The organism is Variovorax sp. GW821-FHT09D05 (genome assembly GCF_059416325.1).
This window is the reverse complement of record NZ_JBWKOZ010000009.1, coordinates 46,267-67,563: the sequence shown is the minus strand read 5'-3', so window position 1 is coordinate 67,563 and position 21,297 is coordinate 46,267. Positions and strand designations below refer to the sequence as shown.

Sequence of the window (21,297 nt, the reverse complement as noted above, 5' to 3'; positions counted from 1 at the left end):
GTTCTTTGGGAAGGATGTGTCTGGAACGCCGCGATTCTTGCGATCCCGAACAACCTTTTCCCGATAAGCCCATTCGAGAAAAGGCCCCTGTGTGCTAGGCCGCTGTGTCGAGCCAGTGCGTGATGCGCCCCCCGTGCATCACGCCGATGCGGTCGGCCATGGCGTGCGCCTCGGCCTCGTTGTGCGTAACGAGAATCGCGGTCTGGCCGGCCTGCTTCAGGATGCCGCGCACTTCTGCCGTCAGTCGCTCGCGCGTGCCGCCGTCGAGGTTGGAGAAGGGCTCGTCGAGCAGCAGCAGCGCGGGCGAGGGCGCGAGCGCGCGGGCCAGCGCAATGCGTTGCTGCTGGCCGCCGGAGAGTTCGTGAGGGTAGCGTTCGCCCGCGTCGGCCAGGCCGACCAGCGCAAGCATTTCCGCGACGCGCGATTGCTGCGCCGCACGGTCCAGGCGACGCAGCCCGAACGCCACGTTCTTCGCGGCCGACAGATGCGGAAACAGCGCGTATTCTTGGAACATCATGCCCACGCGCCGCTGCTCGGGCGGCAGGTGCTTCTGCGCGGACGACAACAGCACGTCGCCGAGCCGGACAGTGCCGGCGCGCACGGGCTCGAAGCCGGCGATGGCGCGCAGCACCGTCGTCTTGCCGCAGCCTGAGGGGCCGAACAGGCAGCCGATGTCGCCCGCGTTCAATGCCAGCGAGAAGCCATCGACGACCGTGTGCAGGCCGCGCGGCGTGTCGTAGGCGAGCGTGATCGCATCGATGTGCAGAGGGGAACTCATGTCTTGTCGGGGCCGGGTGTGAGCGAGGACGTGCCCAGCTGGTTGCGCGCAAGCAGCACGACGGGCAGCAGGCCGGCCAGCACGATCGCGAGCGCGGCAATTGCGCCTTCTTCATACGTGCCGCGCGCGGCCTCGGCATAGAGCCAGGTGGCGAGGGTGTCGAAGTTGGCGGGCCGCAGCAGCAGCGTGGCCGGCAGCTCCTTCATTGCATCGACGAACACCAGCAGCGCGGCTGCAGCCATGGCGGGGCGCAGCAACGGCAGGTGCACGCGGCGCAGCGTGCCGGCGGTGGTTTCGCCAAGCAGGCGCGAGGCCTGCTCGATGGCGGGGGGAATGCGCGCGAGGCCGGCCTCGATGCCGCCCACGGGCATCGCAAGAAATCGGATCGCGCAGGCCACGACCAGCACGACGCCGGCGCCCATCAGCGGCAGGCCCTGCCAGCCGAGCGCGGTGGCCAGAGCGGCATCGAAGGCCAGCGCAGGCGTGAGCAGCCCGATGGCCAGCACCGTGCCCGGCACCGCATAGCCCAGAGTTGCTACACGCGCCTGCCAGCGCGCACGGTTGAGGTTCGAGCCTTGGCTGCGCGAAGCCCAGGCGACGACCAGCCCCGCCGCCACCGCGACCACGGTGACGCCCGAAGCCAGCGCCAGCGTGTTGCCGAGGCTCGCGATCAGACCCCGGGAAACGCCACCGCCCTGTTGCAGCCGCTTGGCGCTTTCCCAGACGAGGTAGAGCGCAGGGGCCACGAAGCCGATCAGCACGGGCGTCGCTGCCGTCACAGTCGCAGCCCAGGCCGCGCCGCCATGCAGGCGCCGTGGCTGCACCGCGCGCATGCGCTGTGCCGAGCCGAAGCGCTGGTGCTGCCGGCCATTGCGTTCGAGCCAGACCAGCGCCACCACCACGAACAGCATCGCGCACGCAATCTGCGCTGCTCCGGCCAGGTCGGAGCGCGTGATCCACGTGGTGTAGACCGCCACCGTCAACGTGTTCACGCCCAGGAATTCAGAAGCGCCGATGTCGTTGAGCGTTTCGAGCAGCGCCAGGCTCAGCCCCACGGCCAGCGCCGGCCGCGCCAGCGGCAGCGCCACGCGAAAGAACGCGCCACGCCGGTTCTCGCCGAGCATGCGCGCCGCTTCCATCAGGTGCGCCGGCTGCGTCATGAACATCGCGCGTGCCGTCATGTAGACGTACGGGTAGAGCACGAAGCCCAGCACGAAGATCGCGCCGGGCATCGAGCGCAGGTCGGGCAGGCGGAACTGGCGCGGGCTGTCGAAGCCCAGCACCCAGCGGATCGCGCCCTGCACAGGGCCGATGGGGTGCAGCAGATCGAGGTACGCGAAGGCGACGATGTAGGTCGGCATGGCCAGTGGCAGCAGCAGCGCCCAGTGCAGCACGCCGCGCCCCGGAAAGTCGTGCGCCGTTACCAGCCACGCGCAGCCGGTGCCGATCACCAGCACCAGTGCGCCCACCCCCGTAAGCAGCAAGGCCGTGTTGAGCGCCGCCTGCGGTAGTACATGTGCGAACAGCGGACCCCAGTGGCTGACGCCTGAACCGAACGCGAGCCAAGCCAGCGTGAGCACCGGCGCGAGCACGCCGATGGCGATCAGGAACGACGCGCAGCGCCACGCCGGGCCCGCGGCGCGCAGGCCCGGCGGCTGGCGCCGCGCTGTCAGCATTCAGTCGCCGGCAAGGCGTGCCCGGCCATTCATGTCACTGGTCGAAGCCGACCTTGTCCACCAGGGCGCTGGCCTGCTTGCGGTACTTCGCGATCTCGGTCAGCGGCAGCGGATCGACCTTCAGCTCGCCGATTGTCTGGCCGATGATCGGGTCGAGTGCCACTCCCTTGCGCACCGGGTATTCATAGTTGGTCTGCGCGTACAGCGACTGCGCCGGTTCCGACACCAGGAACTCGAGCAGCTTGACCGCGTTGGCGCGCTGCGGCGCGTTCTTTGCCACGGCCGCGCCGCTGATGTTGACGTGTGTGCCGCCGCTTTTTGCATTGGCGAAGGTCGGGCGCACGACCTTGATGGCGTCGCCCCACTTGCGCGCGTCAGTGCCTTCCTTGGCGCTCTTCATCTGACCGACGTAGTACGAGTTGGCCAGGCCCACGTCGCAGATGCCACCGAGGATGTCGCGCGCCACGTCGCGGTCGCCGCCCGTGGCCTTGCGTGCCAGGTTGGCCTTGACGCCGCGCAGCCACTGCTCGGCCTTGGCTTCGCCGTCGTGCGCGATCAGCGAGGCGACCAGCGCGGTGTTGTAGGGGTGCTGGCCGGCGCGGATGCAGACCTTGCCCTTGTACTTCGGGTTGGCCAGGTCCTCGTAGCGGAAGCTCGTGAGGGGCAGGCTCTTGTCGGCATACAGCACACGCGCGCGCAGCGAGAGCGAGAACCACTGGCCGTCGGCGCCGCGCAGGTTGGCCGGAATGGCCGATTCGAGCGCGGCCGATTTCACCGGCTGCGTCACGCCGCTGTCGACCAGGTCCATGAGGTTGCCGATGTCCACCGTCATCAGCACGTCGGCCGGCGAGCGTGCGCCTTCGGCCTTGACGCGCTCCAGCAGGCCGTCTTTCACGAACACGGTGTTGACCTTGATGTTGCTCTGCGCACTGAAGGCCGAGATCAGCGGCTGGATCAGCGCGGGCTCGCGCGTCGTGTAGAGCGTGAGTTCGTCGGCTGCGGCAGCCTGCGCGGGCAGGGCGGCGACGGCAAGCCAGGCGGCGCTGGTGGCGAACAATGCGCGCGCGGCGCGGCCTTGGACGCTTGAGCGTTCGGTCATGAGGATCCTCCGGGGGCGGGTGTTCTGGAAAGCACCGAGGCCTGTTGCAGGTCTCGGATGAGAATAATTATCACTGGAGGCGTGAATTGCGACGCCTTTGGACTTACAGGTCGAAGGCCTACTGCCTCGTTGCAAAGTGCGGTGCCTGCGCTGCTCAGCAGCATGTGATGGCGTCCGCTTCCTCCTGCTGACGCCCTCCCGCCCAACCCGATGGCAATCCGGGCGCAGGGGCTCAGCGTGCTGGCAGCACCTCGAACACCAGGCAGGTAGTCGTGGCGTGCGCGAACAGCGTGCCGTCGGGCCCGTAGAGGCGAGCCTCGGCGGTGGCGAGCTGCTTGCCGCAATGGATCACCTTTCCTTCGGCGCGCACGCGCTGCACCTTGGGCGTGAGGCCCTTCACGTAGTTCACGCTCAGCTCGGCGGTGGTGTAGGCGCGCCCGGGCGGCATCATCGTGTGCACCGAGCAGCCCAGGGCCGAGTCGAGCATCGTCGCGACCCAGCCGCCGTGGATGGTGCCCAGCGGGTTCAGGTGCTGCGGCAGCGGCGTGCCCTGGAAGACGGCCACTCCCTGGCGCACTTCGAGGATCGTGAAGTCCAGCGTCTTGGCGATGGCTGCGTAGGGAATGTCGCCGTTCAGCATCGCCTGCATCACTTCGAGGCCGGTCTTGCCCGCGATCTGTTCGGGGCGGGCGAGGCCGGGGCCTGGGCCGGCATCAAGGCGCTCGGCGATACGGCGTTCTTCGGCGATCCAGGTTTCGAGCTGGTTGGGGTTTTGTGTCATGCCTGTGTTCCTTCTGGGGGCTTTGGCGTAGGGTGGTAGTTGCATATGCAATAGTTGCACATACAATAATATCCCATGGACACCCCCACCAAGCCACGCGGCTGCACCAGCTTCAAGGTGCGCCAGCTTTCGCGCCGCCTTTCGCAGTTCTACGACGCCGAGGTGTCGAAGAGCGGCTTGAAGACCACGCAGTACTCGCTGCTGTCGAATCTCGCGCGGCTCGGCCCTTCGCGGCCGGTCGACCTGGCGGGCGAACTCAAGATGACCGCCTCGACCCTGAGCCGCAACCTGCAGCCGCTGATCGTCGCAGGCCTGGTTGCGCAGACCGCCGGCGCCGATGCGCGCAGCCGGCTGGTGCATGTCACGCCCGAGGGCGAAGAAAAACGGCGCGAGGCGCTGGCCCACTGGAAGACCGCGCAGCAAAAACTCAATGCGCTGCTGGGTGTGGAGCGTGTGCTGGCGCTGCACCTGCTGATCGACGAGTCGATGGAACTGCTGGGCGCCGAAGACGTGCCCGACGGCGACGACTGACCCGCCCCTAACCGCTTTCCCAACACCCCGTCACGCGAGCAGTCACGCGCGGCTACCCGTTTTCCTTTTTTCTCCACATCTCATTCCAACAGCAGAGGTCCCATGTTCGCCACCCCCGTTTCCGCATGGCTCCAGCGCCGCGGCATCCACTACGGATGGATCGTCGCCGCCATCACCTTCCTGACCATGCTGACCATGTCGGCCGCGCTGGGCCTGCCGGGCGCCATGCTGCAGCCGCTGGGCAAGGAGTTCGGCTGGAGCACCGAGCAGATCTCCTCGGCGCTTGCGCTGCGCTTCGCGCTGTTCGGCCTCATGGGCCCATTCGCCGCGGTGCTGATGGAACGCTACGGCCTGCGCGCGGTGATCTGCACCGGCCTGGCGCTCGTCGGCATGGGCATGGCGCTGGTCACCATGGCCTCGCAGCTGTGGCAGCTGTTCGTGCTGTGGAGCCTGATGCTGGGCCTGGGCACCGGTATGACGGCACTGGTGCTCGGCGCGGTGGTGGCCAACCGGTGGTTCGTCGCGCGGCGCGGGCTGGTGATCGGCATGCTCACGGCCAGTTCTGCGACCGGGCAGCTGGCCTTCCTGCCGTTTGCGGCCTGGATGATCGAACACTGGGGCTGGCGCTCGGCCATCGTGCCGATCGTGATCGGCAGCATCCTCATCGGCGTGCTGGCGCTGTGCCTCATGCGCAACCGGCCTTCGGACATCGGCCTGCTGCCTTACGGTGAACTGCCCGGCACGCAGCCGGCAGCGCCGGCCGCCGCCGCGCCAGCGATGAACTTCGCCACGCCGTTCCGCGTGCTGAAGGAGGTGTCGACCAACCGCACCTTCTGGATCCTGGCCGGCACCTTCTTCATCTGCGGCCTGAGCACCAACGGACTCGTGCAGACGCACTTCATCTCGCTGTGCGGCGACAACGGCATGGGCGCGGTGCCCGCTGCCTCGGTGCTCGCGATGATGGGCGCCTTCGACTTCGTCGGCACCATCCTCTCGGGCTGGCTGTCGGACCGCTATGACAACCGCAAGCTGCTGTTCTGGTACTACGGCCTGCGCGGGCTGTCGCTGTTCTGGCTGCCGCATTCGGAATTCACCATCTACGGCCTGGGCATCTTCGCGATGTTCTACGGCCTCGACTGGATCGCTACCGTGCCGCCGACCGTCAAGCTCGCGGGCGCCGCCTTCGGCCCCGCCAAGGTGGGCCTGGTGTTCGGCTGGGTCTTTGCCGCGCACCAGCTGGGCGCCGCCACGGCTGCCTACGGCGCCGGCTTTGCTCGCACGCTGCTGCTGACCTACACACCGGCGCTCTACGCGGCTGGCGCGGCCTGCCTGGTGGCGGCGCTGATCGTGATGATGATCCGCCGCCCGGCGGCGAAGGCCGGCTCGCCGGTCACGCCTTCCGCCGCGGCCCGTGCCTGAACGCACCAAGGTTCCCGCCATGACCGCTCCAAACAGCGCCACTGAACTCGACCCGCGCACGCGCCGCCTGCTCGAAGCCCCCATCGTTCCCACGCTGCTGCGCCTTGCTGCACCCAACGTGCTGGTGATGGTGGCGCAGGCCTCTGTCGGCCTCATCGAAACCTACTTCGTCGGCAAGCTCGGCACCAATGCGCTCGCGGGCATGGCACTGGTGTTCCCCATCGTCATGCTGATGCAGATGACATCGAGCGGCGCGATGGGAGGCGGCATCGCTTCGTCGATCGCCCGTGCGCTCGGCGCACGCCGCCGCGCGGATGCCGACGCGCTGGTGTGGCACGCCATCGTCATCGCACTGGGCTTCGGCCTGTGCTTCACGCTGGCGCTGCTGCTGGGCGGGCGCTGGTTGTACGGAATCATGGGCGGCACCGGGCCCGCGCTCGACGCGGCGCTCACGTACTCGAACTGGGTGTTCGCGGGCGCGACGCTGGTGTGGCTCTTCAACTCGCTCTCGGCCATCATCCGCGGCACCGGCAACATGTCGGTGCCGGCCAACGTGACGGTGGTGGGCGTGGTGTTCCTCATTCCGGCGTCGCCGCTGCTGATCTTCGGCGTCGGGCCGCTGCCGGGCATGGGCATCGCGGGCGGCGCGATGGCGCTGCTGCTGTACTACCTGCTGGGTTCCATCGCGCTCATCATCTACCTGCGCTCGCCGCGCAGTTTGCTGCGGCCCACGCTGGCCGCGCTCAAGCTGCGCTGGCCGCTGTTCCGCGACATCCTGCGCATCGGGCTGGTGGGCGCGGTGTCGACGGTGGCGACCAACCTGTCGATCGGTATTGCCACCGCGCTGACGGGGCACTTCGGTTCGGGTGCGCTGGCCGGCTACGGCACGGCCTCGCGGCTCGAATACCTGCTGGTGCCCCTGGTGTTCGGGCTGGGCGCGCCGCTGGTGGCGATGGTCGGCACCTGCATGGGCGCCGGGCAGCGCGAGCGTGCGCTGCGTGCCACCTGGGCCGGCGCGGCGCTGGCCTTTGCGCTGACCGAGACCATCGGCATTGCGGCCGCGCTGTTCCCGCGCCCGTGGCTGCTGCTGTTCGGCAACGACCCGGCCATGCTCGAAACCGGCGCGCATTACCTGCGCGTGGTGGGGCCGCTGTATGGCTTCTTCGGTGTCGGGCTGGTGCTGTATTTCGCGTCGCAGGGCGCGGGGCGGCTGCTGTGGCCGGTGCTGGGCAACATCGCGCGCCTGGCGGTTGCCGGCACGGGCGGCTGGCTGGCGCTGCGCTGGGGCGGCGGGCTCACCGGCGTGTTCGCGGCGCAGGGCGTGGCACTCGTGGTGTACGGCATCGTGATCGCATCGGCCATCGCGGGCGGCGCCTGGTTCGGCCGCGTGGGCTGGCCGCGCACCACCAGCGGCCTGCTGCGGCGCGTGGCGCAGGCTTGAGAACAGTTTTCAACGATTTCCATCAACGAAAGACTCATCATGAAAATCAAGGACTCCGTGGTCTTCATCACTGGCGCCAATCGCGGCCTCGGTCTTGCCTTTGCGAAGGCAGCGCTGGCAGCAGGCGCACGCAAGGTCTATGGCGCGGCGCGCGACCCCAAGAGCATCACCTTGCCCGGCGTGATGCCGGTGGCACTCGATGTGACGCAGCCCGCGCAGATCGAAGTGGCCGTGCGTGAGTGCGGCGACGTCACGCTGCTCGTCAACAACGCGGGCATCTCGCGCGGCTCCAGCTTCCTCGGCTCGCCCGATGCGCTGGCTGCCGCACGCGCCGAATTCGAAACCAACTTCTTCGGCCCCTGGGCGCTGACGCAGGCCTTCGCGCCCGTGCTCGCGGCCAACGGCGGCGGAGGTGTGATCAACGTGCTGTCGGCCCTGAGCTGGACCACCTTCCCGAGCGTGGCAACCTACAGCGCAACCAAGTCGGCGGCCTGGTCGCTGAGCAACGGCCTGCGCAACGAACTGGCCGGGCAGGGCACGCAGGTCACGAGCCTGCACGTGGGCTACATGGACACCGACATGGCAGCGCATGTGCAAGGCGACAAGTCTTCGCCGGACGACGTGGCGCGCCAGGCGCTGGCGGGCATTGAGGCGAGGCAGCCCGAGGTGCTGGCGGACGAAGTCTCGCGGCAGCTCAAGCAGACCCTGTCGAGCGCGACGCCGCCCTATGCGGGTTCCGCAGCCTGAACGCAAAACCCGGGCAAGCGGCCCGGGTCTTCATCAATAGCGATAGGGGTTGTTGGGCCGGCGGTCGTAACGGTTGGGTACACCGTCACCGTCGTTGTCCCGGCGGCCGCCATGGTGGCGGCGGTCATCCCAGCGGCGGTCGTAGTAGCCGTCGCGGCGATAACCGGGGCCGTAATAGTGGCGCGGCGGAGGCGGCGGTGCGTAGTAGCGGCGCGGAGGCGGCGGTGCGGGCACGACATACACCTGCGCCTGGATGAAGTTTCCGCTCGCATGGGCCTGGGCCGGAACGGTGAGCGTGGCCAGCGACAGAAGGGCCGCGGCGCCGAATGCAAAAGAAAGCTGTTTCATGTGATCCCCCGGTTGTGGTTGGAAGCCCCATCCTCGCGGCCTTGTGTGAAGTTGGTGTAAGGCTGGAGCGAAATCGGATGAAGAGCTGTAAGCGCCTTGCGCGCAGGACGTAGCAAGGCCAAGACACAATTGTGAATGGAGTTTGCACCGCGGAACATGTCCCGCGGATAGGCCATTGGCCGTATCGGCCGGAAGTTCAGCCGCGCGGGGCGGGCAGCATGCGGCGCAGGGCTTCGAAGAACAGGTCCGATTGCTCGCGCTCGCCCTGGATCTGCGCCGCCACGTGCGCGGCCAGTTTCGCGTTGACCGGCACCAGCGGGCGCCCGGTCGACTGCGCGATCACCTGGTGCAGGCAGGCGCGCTCCAGGTAATAGAGGTCGTCGTAGGCGTGGGCGATGTTGCCGCCGGCCACGATCACGCCATGGTTCGCGAGAAAAGCCACGTCCTTGCCCGCCATGGCGCGGGCGATGCGTTCACCCTCCGCGTCGTCGAGCGCGAGGCCGTTGTATTCGGCGTCGACGGCGATGCGGTTCATGTAGCGCATGGCGTTCTGGCTCGCGGTCGGGTCGAGCGCGCGGTCGACCGTGATCGTGAGCGCCGTGGCGTACGGCATGTGGCAGTGCAGCACGACCGCATGACCGGTGATGCGATGCACCGCGCCGTGGATGAAGAGGGCTGTGGGCTCGACGCGATGGCGCCCGGCGAGCACCTCGCCATGCACGTCGATCAGCACGATGTCGTCGGGGCCGATCTCGCTCCAGTGCAGCCCGCGCGGGTTGATGAGGTAGCGGTCTTGCGCGCCCGGCAGCATCACGCTGAAGTGGTTGCAGACGCCTTCGGACAGCCCGTGATGGGCGGCGGCGCGCAGGGCCAGGGCGAGGTCTTCGCGCAGCTTGCGGACGGCAGGGCTGGCGTAGGTGGCATCGGCGGACATCGAGGGGCTCTCCATTTTTCTTGTTGCGGAGGAAGGGCGTAGATCAGGCGAGGGTTGTGCCCGTCCAGGCCGCGATGAATTTCTTCGCATCGTCGCGCACCGCCGCGGCTTGCTTGCCGGGCTTGTAGAGCGCTGAGCCGATGCCGAAACCGGCTGCGCCGGCCGCGCGCCATTCGGCCATGTTCGCGGGCGTGATGCCGCCCACGGGCATCACCGGCGTGCCGGCCGGCAGCACGGCCAATAGCGCCTTCACCACGGCGGGCGAAGCCAGCTCGGCCGGGAACAGCTTGAGCCCGGTGGCGCCGGCCGCGAGCGCGCCGAAGGCCTCGGTCGGCGTCATCACACCCGGCAGGCAGACCATGCCGAGCCGCACGGCTTCGGCGATGACCTCGGCGTTGAAGTTGGGCGAGACGATCAGCTCGCCGCCGGCCGCATGAACCTCGCGCACTTGCTGCGCGCCGAGCACTGTGCCGGCACCGACCAGCGCCTGCGGAAAGCGCTTGCGCATCAGCGCGATGCTTTCCAGCGGCTGAGGCGAATTGAGCGGCACTTCGAGCAGCCGGAAGCCGGGCTCGACGATGGCGTCGCCGACATCGGCTGCCTCGGCGGGCGTGAGGCCGCGCAGGATCGCCACCAGAGGCAGCTCGCGCATCGCGGCGCCGAATTTGTCGAGGGGTGTGGGGGTGCTCATGCGGGAATTCTGTCGGAATCGAGAAAGCCGGACAGCGCATGCAGCCCGGCCCAGGTGGCTTCGGCCCCCAGCGTGCGCGTGGCGACGCCGGTGGCGCGCAGGGCCAGCGTGTAGCGCTGGGTGAGGGCAGACGAACCGATCAGGATCACCTCGCCGGCCGCCTGCAGCGACTGCGTGCGCAACTCTTCGCCGATCAGCAGGCCCGAGAGGTAGCTCGCGAGTTCTTCCTTCGGCATGCGCTCGAACAGCGCGAGCGTGCGCGTGCCGAAGGCGTTGTGCAGCAGGCCGTGTCCGTTCTCGGAGCGGGTCACGCCCTCGAGGAACGAGGCTTCGTCGAGCGGCGCCGAGGCATCGAGCATGCGCGCCAGGATCGAGTGCTGGCTCAGCAGCGCATAGAACTCGCCCGTCATGTAGGTGCGAAAGCCCGCGACGCGGCCCTTTTTTACCGTGGCCCATTTGTTGTGGGTTCCGGGCAGCACGAAGACGCCTTCGCTCAGGCCGGTGAGCTCCATCGCGCCGAAGATCTGCACCTCTTCGCCGCGCATCACGTCGGGCACGCCGGCGTGCTCGTCGCTCAGGCCCGGCACGATCGCGATGCGGGCTCCGGGAATGGCATCGATGTCGATGATCTTGCGGCCCACTTCGACACGGCCCGCAGGGCAGGCGCAGTAGGGCGCTTCCACCCAGCCCTGCTTGCTGCCGGCCATGCCGGAGATCAGGCAGCGCGTGCCCTCAAGGCGCATCCAGTCGCCGAACAGCGTCTCGAAGACGGCGGGGAAACCGCCTTCGGGCACCGTGAGGATGCCGCGCGCATCGCTGCGTTCTTCCAGCACCTTGCCGCCGGCATCCAGCAGTGCGCCGCGCAGTGAACTCGTGCCCCAGTCGATTGCTACCAGTCTTGTCATCTCAGTGATTGTCGCGCGGCACGAATGCCCCGCGGCGACCACGCAGGAAGGCCAGGTCAGCCCCTTGGTCAGCCTGCAAAACTGTATCGACGTACAACTTCCAGTAACCGGAATCGAGCGGCGCCTTCGGTGCCACCCACTTCGCACGGCGCTCGGCCAGTTCTTCGTCGCTCACATGCAGATGCAATTTGCGGTTCGGCACGTCGAGCTCGACGATGTCGCCGTCCTGCACCAGCGCCAGCGGGCCGCCCGCGGCTGCTTCGGGCGCGGTGTGCAGAACCACTGTGCCGTAGGCCGTGCCGCTCATGCGTGCATCGCTGATGCGGACCATGTCGGTGATGCCCTTGCGCAGCACCTTCGGCGGCAGCGGCATGTTGCCCGCTTCGGCCATGCCGGGGTAGCCCTTGGGGCCGCAGTTCTTGAGCACCATGATGCAGTGCTCGTCGATGTCGAGGTTCTCGTCGTCGATGCGCTTGTGCAGGTCTTCGGCGCTTTCGAACACCACCGCGCGGCCCTTGTGCACCAGCAGCTCGGGCGTGGCCGCGCTGGGCTTGATGATGGCGCCGTTGGGTGCGAGGTTGCCGCGCAGCACGCAGATGCCGGCCTTCTCCTTGAAGGGCTCCGCCAGCGTGCGGATGACTTGCGGGCCGTAGTTCTCGGCGTCCTTCACGTTCTCCCACAGGCTCTGGCCGGTGACGGTGAGGATGTCCTTGTGCAGGTGCTCGGCGATCTCCTTGATGACTACCGGCAGGCCGCCTGCGTAGCAGAAGTCTTCCATCAGGTACTGGCCCGAGGGTTGCAGGTTCACGAGGCAGGGCAGATCGGAGGCGAGACGGTCGAAGTCGTCGAGCGAGAGGTCGACACCGATGCGGCCCGCAATGGCCAGCAGGTGGATCACGAGGTTGGTCGAGCCGCCGATGGCCGCGTTGACCTTGATCGCGTTCTCGATGGCCTGGCGCGTTAGGATCTTCGACATGTTCATGTCTTCATGAACCATGTCGACGATGCGCCTGCCCGCCTGCCGTGCCAGCACGTTGCGGCGGCCGTCCACGGCGGGGTAGGCCGCATTGCCCGGCAGGCCGATGCCCAGCGACTCGACCATGCTGGCCATGGTGCTCGCGGTGCCCATCGTCATGCAGTGGCCGTGGCTGCGATGCATGCAGCTCTCGGCCTCGAAGAATTCCTGCAGCTTGAGCGTGCCGGCGCGCACCTGCTCGCTCATCTGCCACACGCCGGTGCCCGAGCCCAGCTCTTGCCCGCGCCACTTGCCCGAGAGCATCGGGCCGCCCGACACGCCGATGGTCGGCAGGTCGACGCTGGCCGCGCCCATCATGAGCGCGGGCGTGGTCTTGTCGCAGCCCATGAGCAGCACCACGCCGTCGAGCGGATTGCCGCGAATGCTTTCTTCCACGTCCATGCTCGCGAGGTTGCGATACAGCATGGCGGTGGGGCGCAGCAGCGTTTCGCCGAGCGACATCACGGGAAACTCGAGCGGGAAGCCGCCCGCTTCGTACACGCCGATCTTCACCTGCTCCGCGAGCGTGCGGAAGTGCGAATTGCAAGGCGTGAGTTCGCTGAAGGTGTTGCAGATGCCGATGACCGGGCGACCGTCGAACTGGTCGTGCGGCACACCCTTGCCCTTCATCCAGCTGCGGTAGATGAAGCCGTCGCGGTCATGACGGCCGAACCATTGCTGGCTGCGAAGTTCACCGGGTTTTTTCTTTGGGGCGGTGCTCATGAAATGTCTCTCTTTGTTGTCGATGCGTGGGCTCGACCCTCAGGGTTTGTCCTGCCGATCCAGCGTTTCAATCATCATATGATAAGCGTGAACAATGCGCCGGAGCCTTAGTGTTTTCGAGCGGCGAGATACCAGATTTCACATCGCACATGATCAAGAACATCCACGGTCGCACGCTCGAACTCCTCGGTGAAGCCGTGGTGGCGGGGCGCTATGCGATCGGCGCGTCGATCCCCTCCGAGCCCGTGCTCGGCGAGGAACTCGGCGTGAGCCGGACCGTGGTGCGCGAGGCCATCAAGTCGCTGGCGGCCAAGGGCCTGATCGTCACGGGGCCGAAGGTCGGCACGCGCGTGCTGCCCAAGGACAAGTGGAACTGGTTCGATCCCGACGTCATTACCTGGCAGGCGCGCGCGGGGCTCACGCCCGAGTTCCTGCGCGACCTGCAGGACTTGCGCCGCGTGGTGGAGCCGGCGGCAGTAAGGCTCGCGGCCGAGCGGGCCACGGCCACCGACATCGAGGAAATAGAAAGCGCCTTCGCGGGCATGAAGGAAGCCGTGGAGAACGGCGGCGACTACGTCACCTTCGACCTGCGCTTTCACAACGGCCTGCTGAGTGCCGCGGGCAACCGCATGCTGTCGCAGATGAGCAAGGTGCTCAACGCGCTGCTGCGCACCAGCTTCGAGATTTCGACCACCAAGCCCGACGGCCCCACGCTTTCGCTGCCGCTGCATCGCGCGGTGCTCGACGCGGTGATCGCGCACGACCCGGCCAGGGCGGAGCTCGCGATCATCCGTCTCATCGACGGCGCGCGCCAGGACATCGAGGACGTGCTGGGCTCGCGCCGGCGATTGCCGCGCCTGAGCAGACCACCGCCCAGGCTCAAGGCCAGTTAGCTGGTCGTATCGGCGCCGTCTACGCGTTTGTCCGCAGTTCGCATCCGGTTCTTTCACCCTACGCTCGCGCCCCGAGCAAATTCCACCCAAGAGAAGAAGGAGACACCAACCATGAAACTCGTCAAGTCGCTGATTGCGCCGACGCTGGTCGCGCTGGGCCTGCTGTCGGCAGGCCACGCTGCCGCGCAGGAAAAACTCACCGTATGGTGGGTCAAGGGCTTCTACAAGGCGGAGGACGACGCGCTGTTCGCCGCCATCAAGAAGTTCGAGGAGAAGAACAAGAACGTGAAGATCGAACTGTCGCAGTACCCGATCCAGGACATGATCCCCAAGACCGTGTCCGCGCTCGACTCGGGCAGCCCGCCAGACGTGGCGTACGCCGACGTGTACGACTTCCAGGTCACCGGCAAGTGGGCCTACGACGGCAAGCTCGAAGACATCAGCAGCGTGCTCACGCCCATGAAGGACCGCTTCGCGCCCAACACGCTGGAGACCACCTACCTCTACAACGACCAGACCAAGACCAAGGCCTACTACGCCTTCCCGATCAAGCAGCAGACGATGCACATCGAGTACTGGCGCGACATGCTGGCCGAGGCGGGCTTCAAGGAGTCGGACATCCCGACCACCTGGAAGGAGTATTGGTCGTTCTGGTGCGACAAGGTGCAGCCCGCCAGCCGCAAGGAAAGCGGCAAGCGCAACTTCGGCATCGGCATGCCGATGGGCGTTGATTCGAGCGATGCGTTCTATTCGTTCCTGACCTTCATGGACGCCTACAACGTCAAGCTGGTGGACGACAACGGCAAGCTGCTAGTCGACGACCCGAAGGTGCGCACCGGCTTGATCGGCGCCATGACCGACTACACCACGCCCTACACCAAGGGCTGCACGCCGCCTTCCTCCACCAGCTGGAAGGACCCGGACAACAACGTCGCCTTCCACAACAAGACGACCGTGATGACGCACAACGCGACCATCTCCATTGCCGCCAAGTGGCTCGACGATTCGAACAACGCCTCGCTCACGCCCGAGCAGCGTGAAGAAGCGCGCAAGAACTACACCGAGCGCATCCGCACGGCAGGCTTTCCGAGCAAGCCCGACGGCAGCAAGATGGTCTACCGCACGGCCGTGAAGACCGGCGTGGTGTTCAAGGACGCGAAGAACAAGGCCCGTGCCAAGGAGTTCGTCACCTTCCTGCTGCAGGAAGAAAACCTGACGCCGTACGTCGAGGGTTCGCTGGGCCGCTGGTTCCCCGTGACCAAGACCGCGCAGCAGCGTGACTTCTGGAAGGCCGACCCGCACCGCCTCTCGGTCTACAACCAGTACGCCGCCGGCACCGTGACCTTCGAATTCACCAAGAACTACAAGTTCACCGTGCTGAACAACGAGAACGTCTGGGCCAAGGCCATGAGCCGCGTCGTGACCGACAAGGTGCCGGTGGACAAGGCCGTGGACGAGATGATCGCGCGCATCAAGACGGTGGCGGGGCAGTAAGCCGCGCACGCACGGCACCCTTCAACAACAGCAGCTGCATGCCATGAGCGCCACTGCCACCGCCGCCGCGTCGACCACACCGGCGCCTGTCGTCAATCTCGGGGCGCGGCATGCGCGCTGGCAGTTCTGGGGCGCGGTCATGGTCGTGCCCTACCTGCTGGTGTTCGTGGTGTTCGTGCTGTACCCGGTGGGCTACGGGCTTTGGCTCGCCCGCCATCCGCAAAGCTACGTGAAGCTGGTCGAAGACCCGATCTTCTTCCGCTCCGTGATCAACACCGCCATCTTCCTGGTCGTGGCGATCAACCTCAAGATGCTCGTGGCGCTGGTGCTCTCGGGCTTCTTCGTAACGTCTCGCTGGTGGATCAAGATCATTTCGGCGATCTTCATCCTCCCGTGGGCGATGCCCTCGATTCCGACCATCCTGTCGATCCGCTTCATGCTGAACCCGGAGTGGGGCGTGATCAACAGCACCATCTTTCGCCTGACCGGCGCTGATGGTCCCAACTGGCTCAACGACCCTGCGCTGGCGCTGAGCTTCGCGATGGTGGTGCATGTGTGGAAGTCGCTGCCGTTCTGGACGCTCATCCTCGTGGCGGGGCGGCTGGCCATTCCCACCGAGCAATATGAAGCGGCTTCGGTCGATGGAGCCTCGTCGTGGCAGAAGTTCCGCTTCGTGAGCTGGCCTGCGCTCAAGACGCTCTACATCACATCGCTGATCCTCTCGATGATCTGGACGCTGGGCGACTTCAACAGCGTCTATCTGCTCACCGGTGGTGGCCCCGCCGACCTGACGCACGTGCTCGCCACGCTGGGCATCCGCTACCTGCGGCTCGACCAGGTCGACCTGTCGATGGCATCCATCGTGGTGGCCTTGCCACTTGTGCTGCCGCTCGTGTACTTCATGATGAAGAGGCTCTCGAAATGAAGCGCTGGACCCCCAAGGCCGTGGCGACAGAGGCCAAGCTGCTGCTCATCGGCATTCCGGTGCTGCTGTGGACGCTGATCCCGGTCTATCACATGGTGCTGTTCGCGATCTCGTCGAAAGACTCCGCGACCTCGGGCCACCTGTGGCCCAAGAATCCGACGCTGGACAACTTCCGCATCGTGTTCCAGCAGAAGCACTTCTACCTCGACCACTTCTGGCTGCAGCTGTGGAACTCGCTGCTGATCGCGGTGTCGGTCGGCGCGATCACGCTCTTCGTGGCAACCACGGCAGCCTTCGCGATCAGCCGGCTGCGTGTGCGCGGCGGGCGCACGGTGATGAACCTGGCGCTGTTCACGTACTTCATTCCGGCGGCGTTCCTGGCCGTGCCCATGTACAAGACCATGGGCAACTACGGGCTGCTCAACAGCCAGTGGGCGCTCATCCTGGCGATGGTGACCATCGCCTCGCCGTACTGCATCTGGGTGCTGAAGCAGGCGTCGGACAAGCTGCCCTACGAGCTCGACGAAGCCGCGCGCATGGACGGCGCCTCGCCGCTGCAACTGTTCCGCCTCGTGTACCTGCCGCTGATGGTGCCGTCTCTGGTGGCCGTTGGCACGTATTCGCTGCTGCTGGCCTGGAACGAGTACCTCTATGCCTTCCTGCTGCTGTCGAACGACAAGAGCGTGACGCTGGCGGTGGCGCTGGGCAACTTCCTGTCGGCCGACGATTCGCCGTGGGAACTGCTGATGGCCACCGGCCTCATCTACGCACTGCCGCCCGCGGCGATCTATTACGCATTCAAGCGCTACATGGTCGGCGGCCTGACCGCCGGCGCCGTCAAGAGCTGAACGATTTCAGGGACAACACATGGCATCCGTATCCTTTCGCAATATCGAGAAATCCTTCGGCAAGGTCCAGATCATCAAGGGCCTGGGCTTCGACATCACCGACGGCGAGTTCGTCGTGCTGGTCGGGCCTTCGGGCTGCGGCAAGTCGACGCTGCTGCGCATGCTCGCGGGCCTGGAAGACATCAGCGGCGGCGAGATCGTCATCGACGGCCGCGTGGTCAACGACCTCGAGTCGAAGGACCGCGACATCGCGATGGTGTTCCAGAGCTACGCGCTGTACCCGCACATGACGGTGGGCGAGAACATGGGCTTCAGCCTGCGGCTGCGCAACGCCGAGAAGTCGGTGACCGACGAGCGCGTGGCCAGGGCCGCAAAAATTCTCAACCTCGACGCGCTGCTGGGCCGCTACCCGCGCGAGCTCTCGGGCGGCCAGCGCCAGCGCGTGGCCATGGGCCGCGCCATCGTGCGCGACCCGAAGGTTTTCCTGTTCGACGAGCCGCTGTCGAACCTCGACGCCAAGCTGCGTGTGGCAATGCGCGCCGAGATCAAGGCGCTGCACCAGCGGCTGAAGACCACCACCGTCTATGTGACGCACGACCAGATCGAGGCTATGACCATGGCCGACCGCATCGTCGTGATGCACGACGGCATCGTCGAGCAGATCGGCACCCCGCTGGATTTGTACGACCGGCCCGACAACCTGTTCGTCGCGCAGTTCATCGGCTCGCCGTCGATGAACGTCATCGAAGGCACGGTGCGGCGTTCGGGCGGCGACTGCTGGGTCGAGTCGCAGGGTGCGCGCTGGCCGGTTCCCATCGGCACTTCGGCGCCAGACGGCCAGCCGGTGCACTACGGTATCCGGCCCGGCGACATGACGCTCGGCGGCGGCTCGCACGGCGTGGAGGCCAGGGTGATCGTGGTCGAGCCCACGGGCGCGGAGACCGAACTGCTGGTGCAGGTCGGCGAAGCCAAGCTGGTGCTTGCGGTGCATGGGCGTGTCGATGCCGGACCCGACGACACGGTGCGGCTGGCCATCGAGGCCGAGAGCGTGCACATGTTCGACCGGCAGACCGGCCGGCGCATGGGCTGAGTCGCCTGGGTCAGGTCGTGCGCAGCCGCAGCAGGGCGCGCACGAAGCCGTGGTCGGAGCGCGAGCGGTCGCGCCCTTCGTGCAGGTGGTCGTTGAAGTAGTCGACACGCCGCACGTCGCCAAGGCTGTGCCGACTGCTGGCGACGAACTCCTCGCTCACGAGAATCTGGTCGAGCACATCCGGAAAGCCCTGGTGGATGTGCGAGTACGCCACGTCCTTCTTGAGCGCCGACTCACCCTGCATCTCGTAGGCGTTGAACAAGGCCACGTCGCGCGCGGCCTTGTCGTAGGCCACTTCGGAGGTGGCCGCCACGAGCTGCGTCGTCACGCTGTGCGGGTTGTCGTTGAAGTCGCCCATCACCACGAGCGGTACGTTCGTGCCCTGCAGCAGATCGATGACGATGCAACGCAGGGCTGCGGCCTCCGCGCCGCGCATCAGCAGCGAGCGCAGCGACGCCATCACGCCGATCTTGCGGTCGTCGCGGTCCTCGAGGTGGTTGCCCTGCGCGTCCTGCAGGAACTTCGGGCGCTTGGATTTCAGATGCACCGTGAGCACATGCACCTGCTGGCCGTGCTTCATGCGCACCGTGACCAGCAGGGGAGGCCGCTCGAAGCGTGTGTGTGGACCGAGGCCGGGCACATCGACGCCGAAGCCCGGCGGAAAGTCGACGAAGGAGCGGACCTCGTCCACCATCAGGCGCGTGACGATGCCTACGCGCGGCGTGCCTTGTGCGCCAGTTCTCGCAGGCGTGCCCTCGGGGCTGCCGGGCGGTGGCGTGTTCTCGGCGCCGGGCACCGAGACGAAGTCGTAGCGCAGGCCGCTGCGCGCGATGGCCGCCTTCAGCGCCGATTCGTCCCACACCTCCTGCACCGCCAGCACGTCGGCATTGAGCGCATGAAAGCGCTCGCCGGTCCAGTCGATCTTTCGCTCGTACTCGCGCTCGGTGTAGGCGTCCTGGTTCTCGTAGTACACGCGGTTCGGGGCCGCGAGATTGAGGAGGTTGCAGGTGGCTACGAAGAGGGTGGCGTAGTTGGGTGGGATGTATTGCATGGCGGAACGATTGTGCCGATGCACCAAAGAAAAAGGGCACCGAGGTGCCCTTTCTTCATGTTCCGGGGCAGGTGTTCTGCCCGTGGATGTCAGCGACCGAACGAACGTCCGCCGCCACCGCCACCCGAGCGGTTGCCACCACCGCCGCCACCGTAGCCGCCACCACCACCCGAACGGCCACCGCCGCCCGAACGATTGCCGCCGTAGCCACCACCGCCGCCGCCACCCGGGCGACCGCGTCCGCGGCCGCCACCCATGTGGTCGACGCTCGTGCGCAACGGATCCGGCTGGCCGGCGCCGCCTGCGACCGCCTCGGCGCGCAGGTGCGCGACCTGGTTGGCTTGCGTCGGGCTGTGGCTGTTGCCGTGATGGCGCGGTTGGCGCTCGTCGTGCGGCAGATGGCCTTGTTGGTGCTGCGGGGCATGGTGCGGCGTGCGTGCCGGACCTTGCGGGCCGCGGCCTTGCGGCGGGCGAGCGCCCTGGCCGCGCGGACCCTGGCCTTGGCCTTGGCCGCCGCCGTTGTTGGCGTTGCGGCCTTGACCGCCACCGCCCTGGCCGCCACCGCGGCGCTGACCGCCGCCATTGCCGCCACCACCGCCACCGCCAGCACCCTGGCCGGCCTTGTTCTCGCGGATGCGCTGCAGCATCTCGGTGCGGGCAGCCTTGGCGGCTGCCTGCATCACGTCGCGGCTCGGGGGACGACCAGCGCCGCCCCAGATGGTCTGGCGGCCCATGGCGATGGGTTCGGCGCGTTCGCCTTCTTCAGGACCGAAGCCGTCGACGATCTGCACGGGAATCGTCTGCTTGGTGAAGCGTTCGATTTCCTGCATGAAGCCTTCTTCGTCCAGGCACACGAAGCTCACGGCCTCGCCGCTCGAACCGGCACGGCCGGTGCGGCCGATGCGGTGAACGTAGTCTTCGCTGACGTTCGGGATCTCGTAGTTCACGACGTGCGGCAGCTCGTCGATGTCGATGCCGCGGGCCGCGATGTCGGTGGCCACCAGCGCGCGGATGTCGCCGCTCTTGAAGCCGGCCAGCGCCTGCGTGCGCGCGCTCTGGCTCTTGTTGCCGTGCAGCGCCATCGCCTCGATGCCGTTCTTGGTGAGGAATTCGGCCACGCTGTTGGCGCCGAACTTGGTGCGCGTGAACACGAGCACCTGGCTCCACTTGTTCTCGTTGATGATGTGCGCGAGCAGCGCCTTCTTCTTGCCGCGGCCCACGGGGTGGATCACCTGGGTGATGCGCTGCACGGTGGTGTTGCGCGGCGTGACCTGGATGCTTTGCGGGTTCTTCAGCAGCGTGGCCGCGAGGTCGCGGATCTCGTCGCTGAAGGTGGCCGAGAACAGCAGGCTCTGCTTTTCCCTGGGCACCAGGGCCAGGATCTTCTTCACGTCGTGGATGAAGCCCATGTCGAGCATGCGGTCGGCTTCGTCCAGGATCAGCATCTGGACCTGGCTCAGGTCGAGCATGCCTTGCTGCTGCAGGTCGAGCAGGCGGCCGGGGGTGGCCACGAGGATGTCGACACCCTTCTTGAGCTTGCTGATCTGCGGGTTCATGCCGACACCGCCGAAGATCACGGTGGAGTCGAGCTGCAGGTACTTGCCGTAGGTGCGCACCGACTCTTCGACCTGGGCCGCGAGTTCGCGCGTGGGGGTCAGCACGAGGGCGCGGATACCGGTGCCGCCGAACTTGTTGGTGGCGCTGCGGCTCATGCTGAGCTTGTGCAGCATCGGCAGCGTGAAGGCGGCCGTCTTGCCGGTGCCGGTCTGGGCGCCGCCCAGCAGGTCATGGCCTTCGAGAACCGCGGGAATGGCTTGCGCCTGGATGGGGGTGGGAGTGTCGTAGCCGTGCTCGTGCACAGCCTTCAAGATGGCGGGGGCCAGCTTCAGTTCGTCAAAATTCATTGGA

At 66.9% G+C, this 21,297-nt stretch carries 20 protein-coding genes; 9 read left to right on the top strand and 11 right to left on the bottom strand.

Features of this window, described 5'->3' with window-relative positions:
* Positions 1-94: 94 nt before the first annotated feature.
* From AC07O3_RS23895 to AC07O3_RS23880, 4 genes are all read right to left on the bottom strand, one after another.
* On the bottom strand, positions 95-778 hold the full coding sequence (locus AC07O3_RS23895; RefSeq protein WP_495340493.1) for an ABC transporter ATP-binding protein: 684 nt from the start codon (positions 776-778) through the stop codon (positions 95-97).
* Positions 775-2,454, bottom strand: coding sequence for an ABC transporter permease (locus tag AC07O3_RS23890; protein ID WP_495340492.1), 1,680 nt, complete (start codon positions 2,452-2,454; stop codon positions 775-777). Before AC07O3_RS23890 ends, AC07O3_RS23895 begins: the two co-directional genes overlap by 4 nt.
* Positions 2,455-2,488: 34 nt before the next feature.
* Positions 2,489-3,553 (bottom strand): Fe(3+) ABC transporter substrate-binding protein, encoded by a 1,065-nt coding sequence (locus AC07O3_RS23885; RefSeq protein ID WP_495340491.1) that lies wholly within the window; start codon positions 3,551-3,553, stop codon positions 2,489-2,491.
* A 232-nt stretch (positions 3,554-3,785) separates the two neighbouring features.
* Positions 3,786-4,334 (bottom strand): PaaI family thioesterase, encoded by a 549-nt coding sequence (locus AC07O3_RS23880; protein ID WP_495340490.1) that lies wholly within the window; start codon positions 4,332-4,334, stop codon positions 3,786-3,788.
* Between the two features lie 75 nt (positions 4,335-4,409).
* Between AC07O3_RS23880 and AC07O3_RS23875 the strand changes: the two genes are divergently transcribed.
* From AC07O3_RS23875 to AC07O3_RS23860, 4 genes are all read left to right on the top strand, one after another.
* Positions 4,410-4,865 (top strand): MarR family winged helix-turn-helix transcriptional regulator, encoded by a 456-nt coding sequence (locus AC07O3_RS23875; protein ID WP_093058264.1) that lies wholly within the window; start codon positions 4,410-4,412, stop codon positions 4,863-4,865.
* Between the two features lie 102 nt (positions 4,866-4,967).
* Complete coding sequence (locus AC07O3_RS23870) at positions 4,968-6,284, top strand: MFS transporter (protein WP_093058265.1); 1,317 nt, start codon at positions 4,968-4,970, stop codon at positions 6,282-6,284.
* Between the two features lie 19 nt (positions 6,285-6,303).
* Entirely contained in the window at positions 6,304-7,725 is a 1,422-nt protein-coding gene (locus AC07O3_RS23865; protein WP_307617171.1) for an MATE family efflux transporter, read from the top strand.
* A gap of 39 nt (positions 7,726-7,764) precedes the next feature.
* Positions 7,765-8,472 (top strand): SDR family oxidoreductase, encoded by a 708-nt coding sequence (locus AC07O3_RS23860; protein WP_495340489.1) that lies wholly within the window; start codon positions 7,765-7,767, stop codon positions 8,470-8,472.
* Between the two features lie 33 nt (positions 8,473-8,505).
* Here the strand turns inward: AC07O3_RS23860 and AC07O3_RS23855 are convergent, their stop codons facing one another.
* The 5 genes from AC07O3_RS23855 to AC07O3_RS23835 form a co-directional block, all read right to left on the bottom strand.
* A complete protein-coding gene (locus AC07O3_RS23855; RefSeq protein WP_093078816.1) occupies positions 8,506-8,820 on the bottom strand; it encodes a hypothetical protein in 315 nt (104 codons plus the stop codon).
* 196 nt (positions 8,821-9,016) lie between these two features.
* A complete protein-coding gene (locus tag AC07O3_RS23850) occupies positions 9,017-9,769 on the bottom strand; it encodes an aldolase (RefSeq protein ID WP_093058269.1) in 753 nt (250 codons plus the stop codon).
* A 28-nt stretch (positions 9,770-9,797) separates the two neighbouring features.
* Positions 9,798-10,445 carry a 2-dehydro-3-deoxy-6-phosphogalactonate aldolase gene (locus AC07O3_RS23845; RefSeq protein ID WP_093177894.1) on the bottom strand — a complete coding sequence of 216 codons (648 nt, stop codon included), beginning with the start codon at positions 10,443-10,445 and terminating at the stop codon, positions 9,798-9,800.
* Positions 10,442-11,350, bottom strand: a complete 909-nt coding sequence (locus AC07O3_RS23840) for a 2-dehydro-3-deoxygalactonokinase (protein ID WP_093078813.1) — start codon at positions 11,348-11,350, stop codon at positions 10,442-10,444. The genes AC07O3_RS23845 and AC07O3_RS23840 overlap by 4 nt, the downstream gene beginning before the upstream one ends.
* 1 nt (position 11,351) lies before the next feature.
* Positions 11,352-13,088 (bottom strand): IlvD/Edd family dehydratase, encoded by a 1,737-nt coding sequence (locus AC07O3_RS23835; protein ID WP_093058272.1) that lies wholly within the window; start codon positions 13,086-13,088, stop codon positions 11,352-11,354.
* Positions 13,089-13,237: 149 nt separating this feature from the next.
* Here AC07O3_RS23835 and AC07O3_RS23830 point away from each other — a divergent pair, with 149 nt between their 5' ends.
* From AC07O3_RS23830 to AC07O3_RS23810, 5 genes are all read left to right on the top strand, one after another.
* Entirely contained in the window at positions 13,238-13,981 is a 744-nt protein-coding gene (locus tag AC07O3_RS23830) for a FadR/GntR family transcriptional regulator (RefSeq protein ID WP_093058273.1), read from the top strand.
* A 111-nt stretch (positions 13,982-14,092) separates the two neighbouring features.
* Positions 14,093-15,475 (top strand): ABC transporter substrate-binding protein, encoded by a 1,383-nt coding sequence (locus tag AC07O3_RS23825; RefSeq protein ID WP_093078812.1) that lies wholly within the window; start codon positions 14,093-14,095, stop codon positions 15,473-15,475.
* A gap of 43 nt (positions 15,476-15,518) precedes the next feature.
* Positions 15,519-16,400 (top strand): carbohydrate ABC transporter permease, encoded by an 882-nt coding sequence (locus AC07O3_RS23820; RefSeq protein ID WP_093058275.1) that lies wholly within the window; start codon positions 15,519-15,521, stop codon positions 16,398-16,400.
* On the top strand, positions 16,397-17,248 hold the full coding sequence (locus AC07O3_RS23815) for a carbohydrate ABC transporter permease (protein ID WP_093058276.1): 852 nt from the start codon (positions 16,397-16,399) through the stop codon (positions 17,246-17,248). The genes AC07O3_RS23820 and AC07O3_RS23815 overlap by 4 nt, the downstream gene beginning before the upstream one ends.
* Positions 17,249-17,267: 19 nt before the next feature.
* Positions 17,268-18,338 carry an ABC transporter ATP-binding protein gene (locus tag AC07O3_RS23810; RefSeq protein WP_093058277.1) on the top strand — a complete coding sequence of 357 codons (1,071 nt, stop codon included), beginning with the start codon at positions 17,268-17,270 and terminating at the stop codon, positions 18,336-18,338.
* Positions 18,339-18,348: 10 nt separating this feature from the next.
* Here AC07O3_RS23810 and AC07O3_RS23805 read toward each other — a convergent pair whose 3' ends face one another.
* Positions 18,349-19,389 (bottom strand): endonuclease/exonuclease/phosphatase family protein, encoded by a 1,041-nt coding sequence (locus AC07O3_RS23805; protein ID WP_495340488.1) that lies wholly within the window; start codon positions 19,387-19,389, stop codon positions 18,349-18,351.
* An 89-nt stretch (positions 19,390-19,478) separates the two neighbouring features.
* Positions 19,479-21,293, bottom strand: a complete 1,815-nt coding sequence (locus AC07O3_RS23800; RefSeq protein ID WP_440533855.1) for a DEAD/DEAH box helicase — start codon at positions 21,291-21,293, stop codon at positions 19,479-19,481.
* Positions 21,294-21,297: the final 4 nt, after the last annotated feature.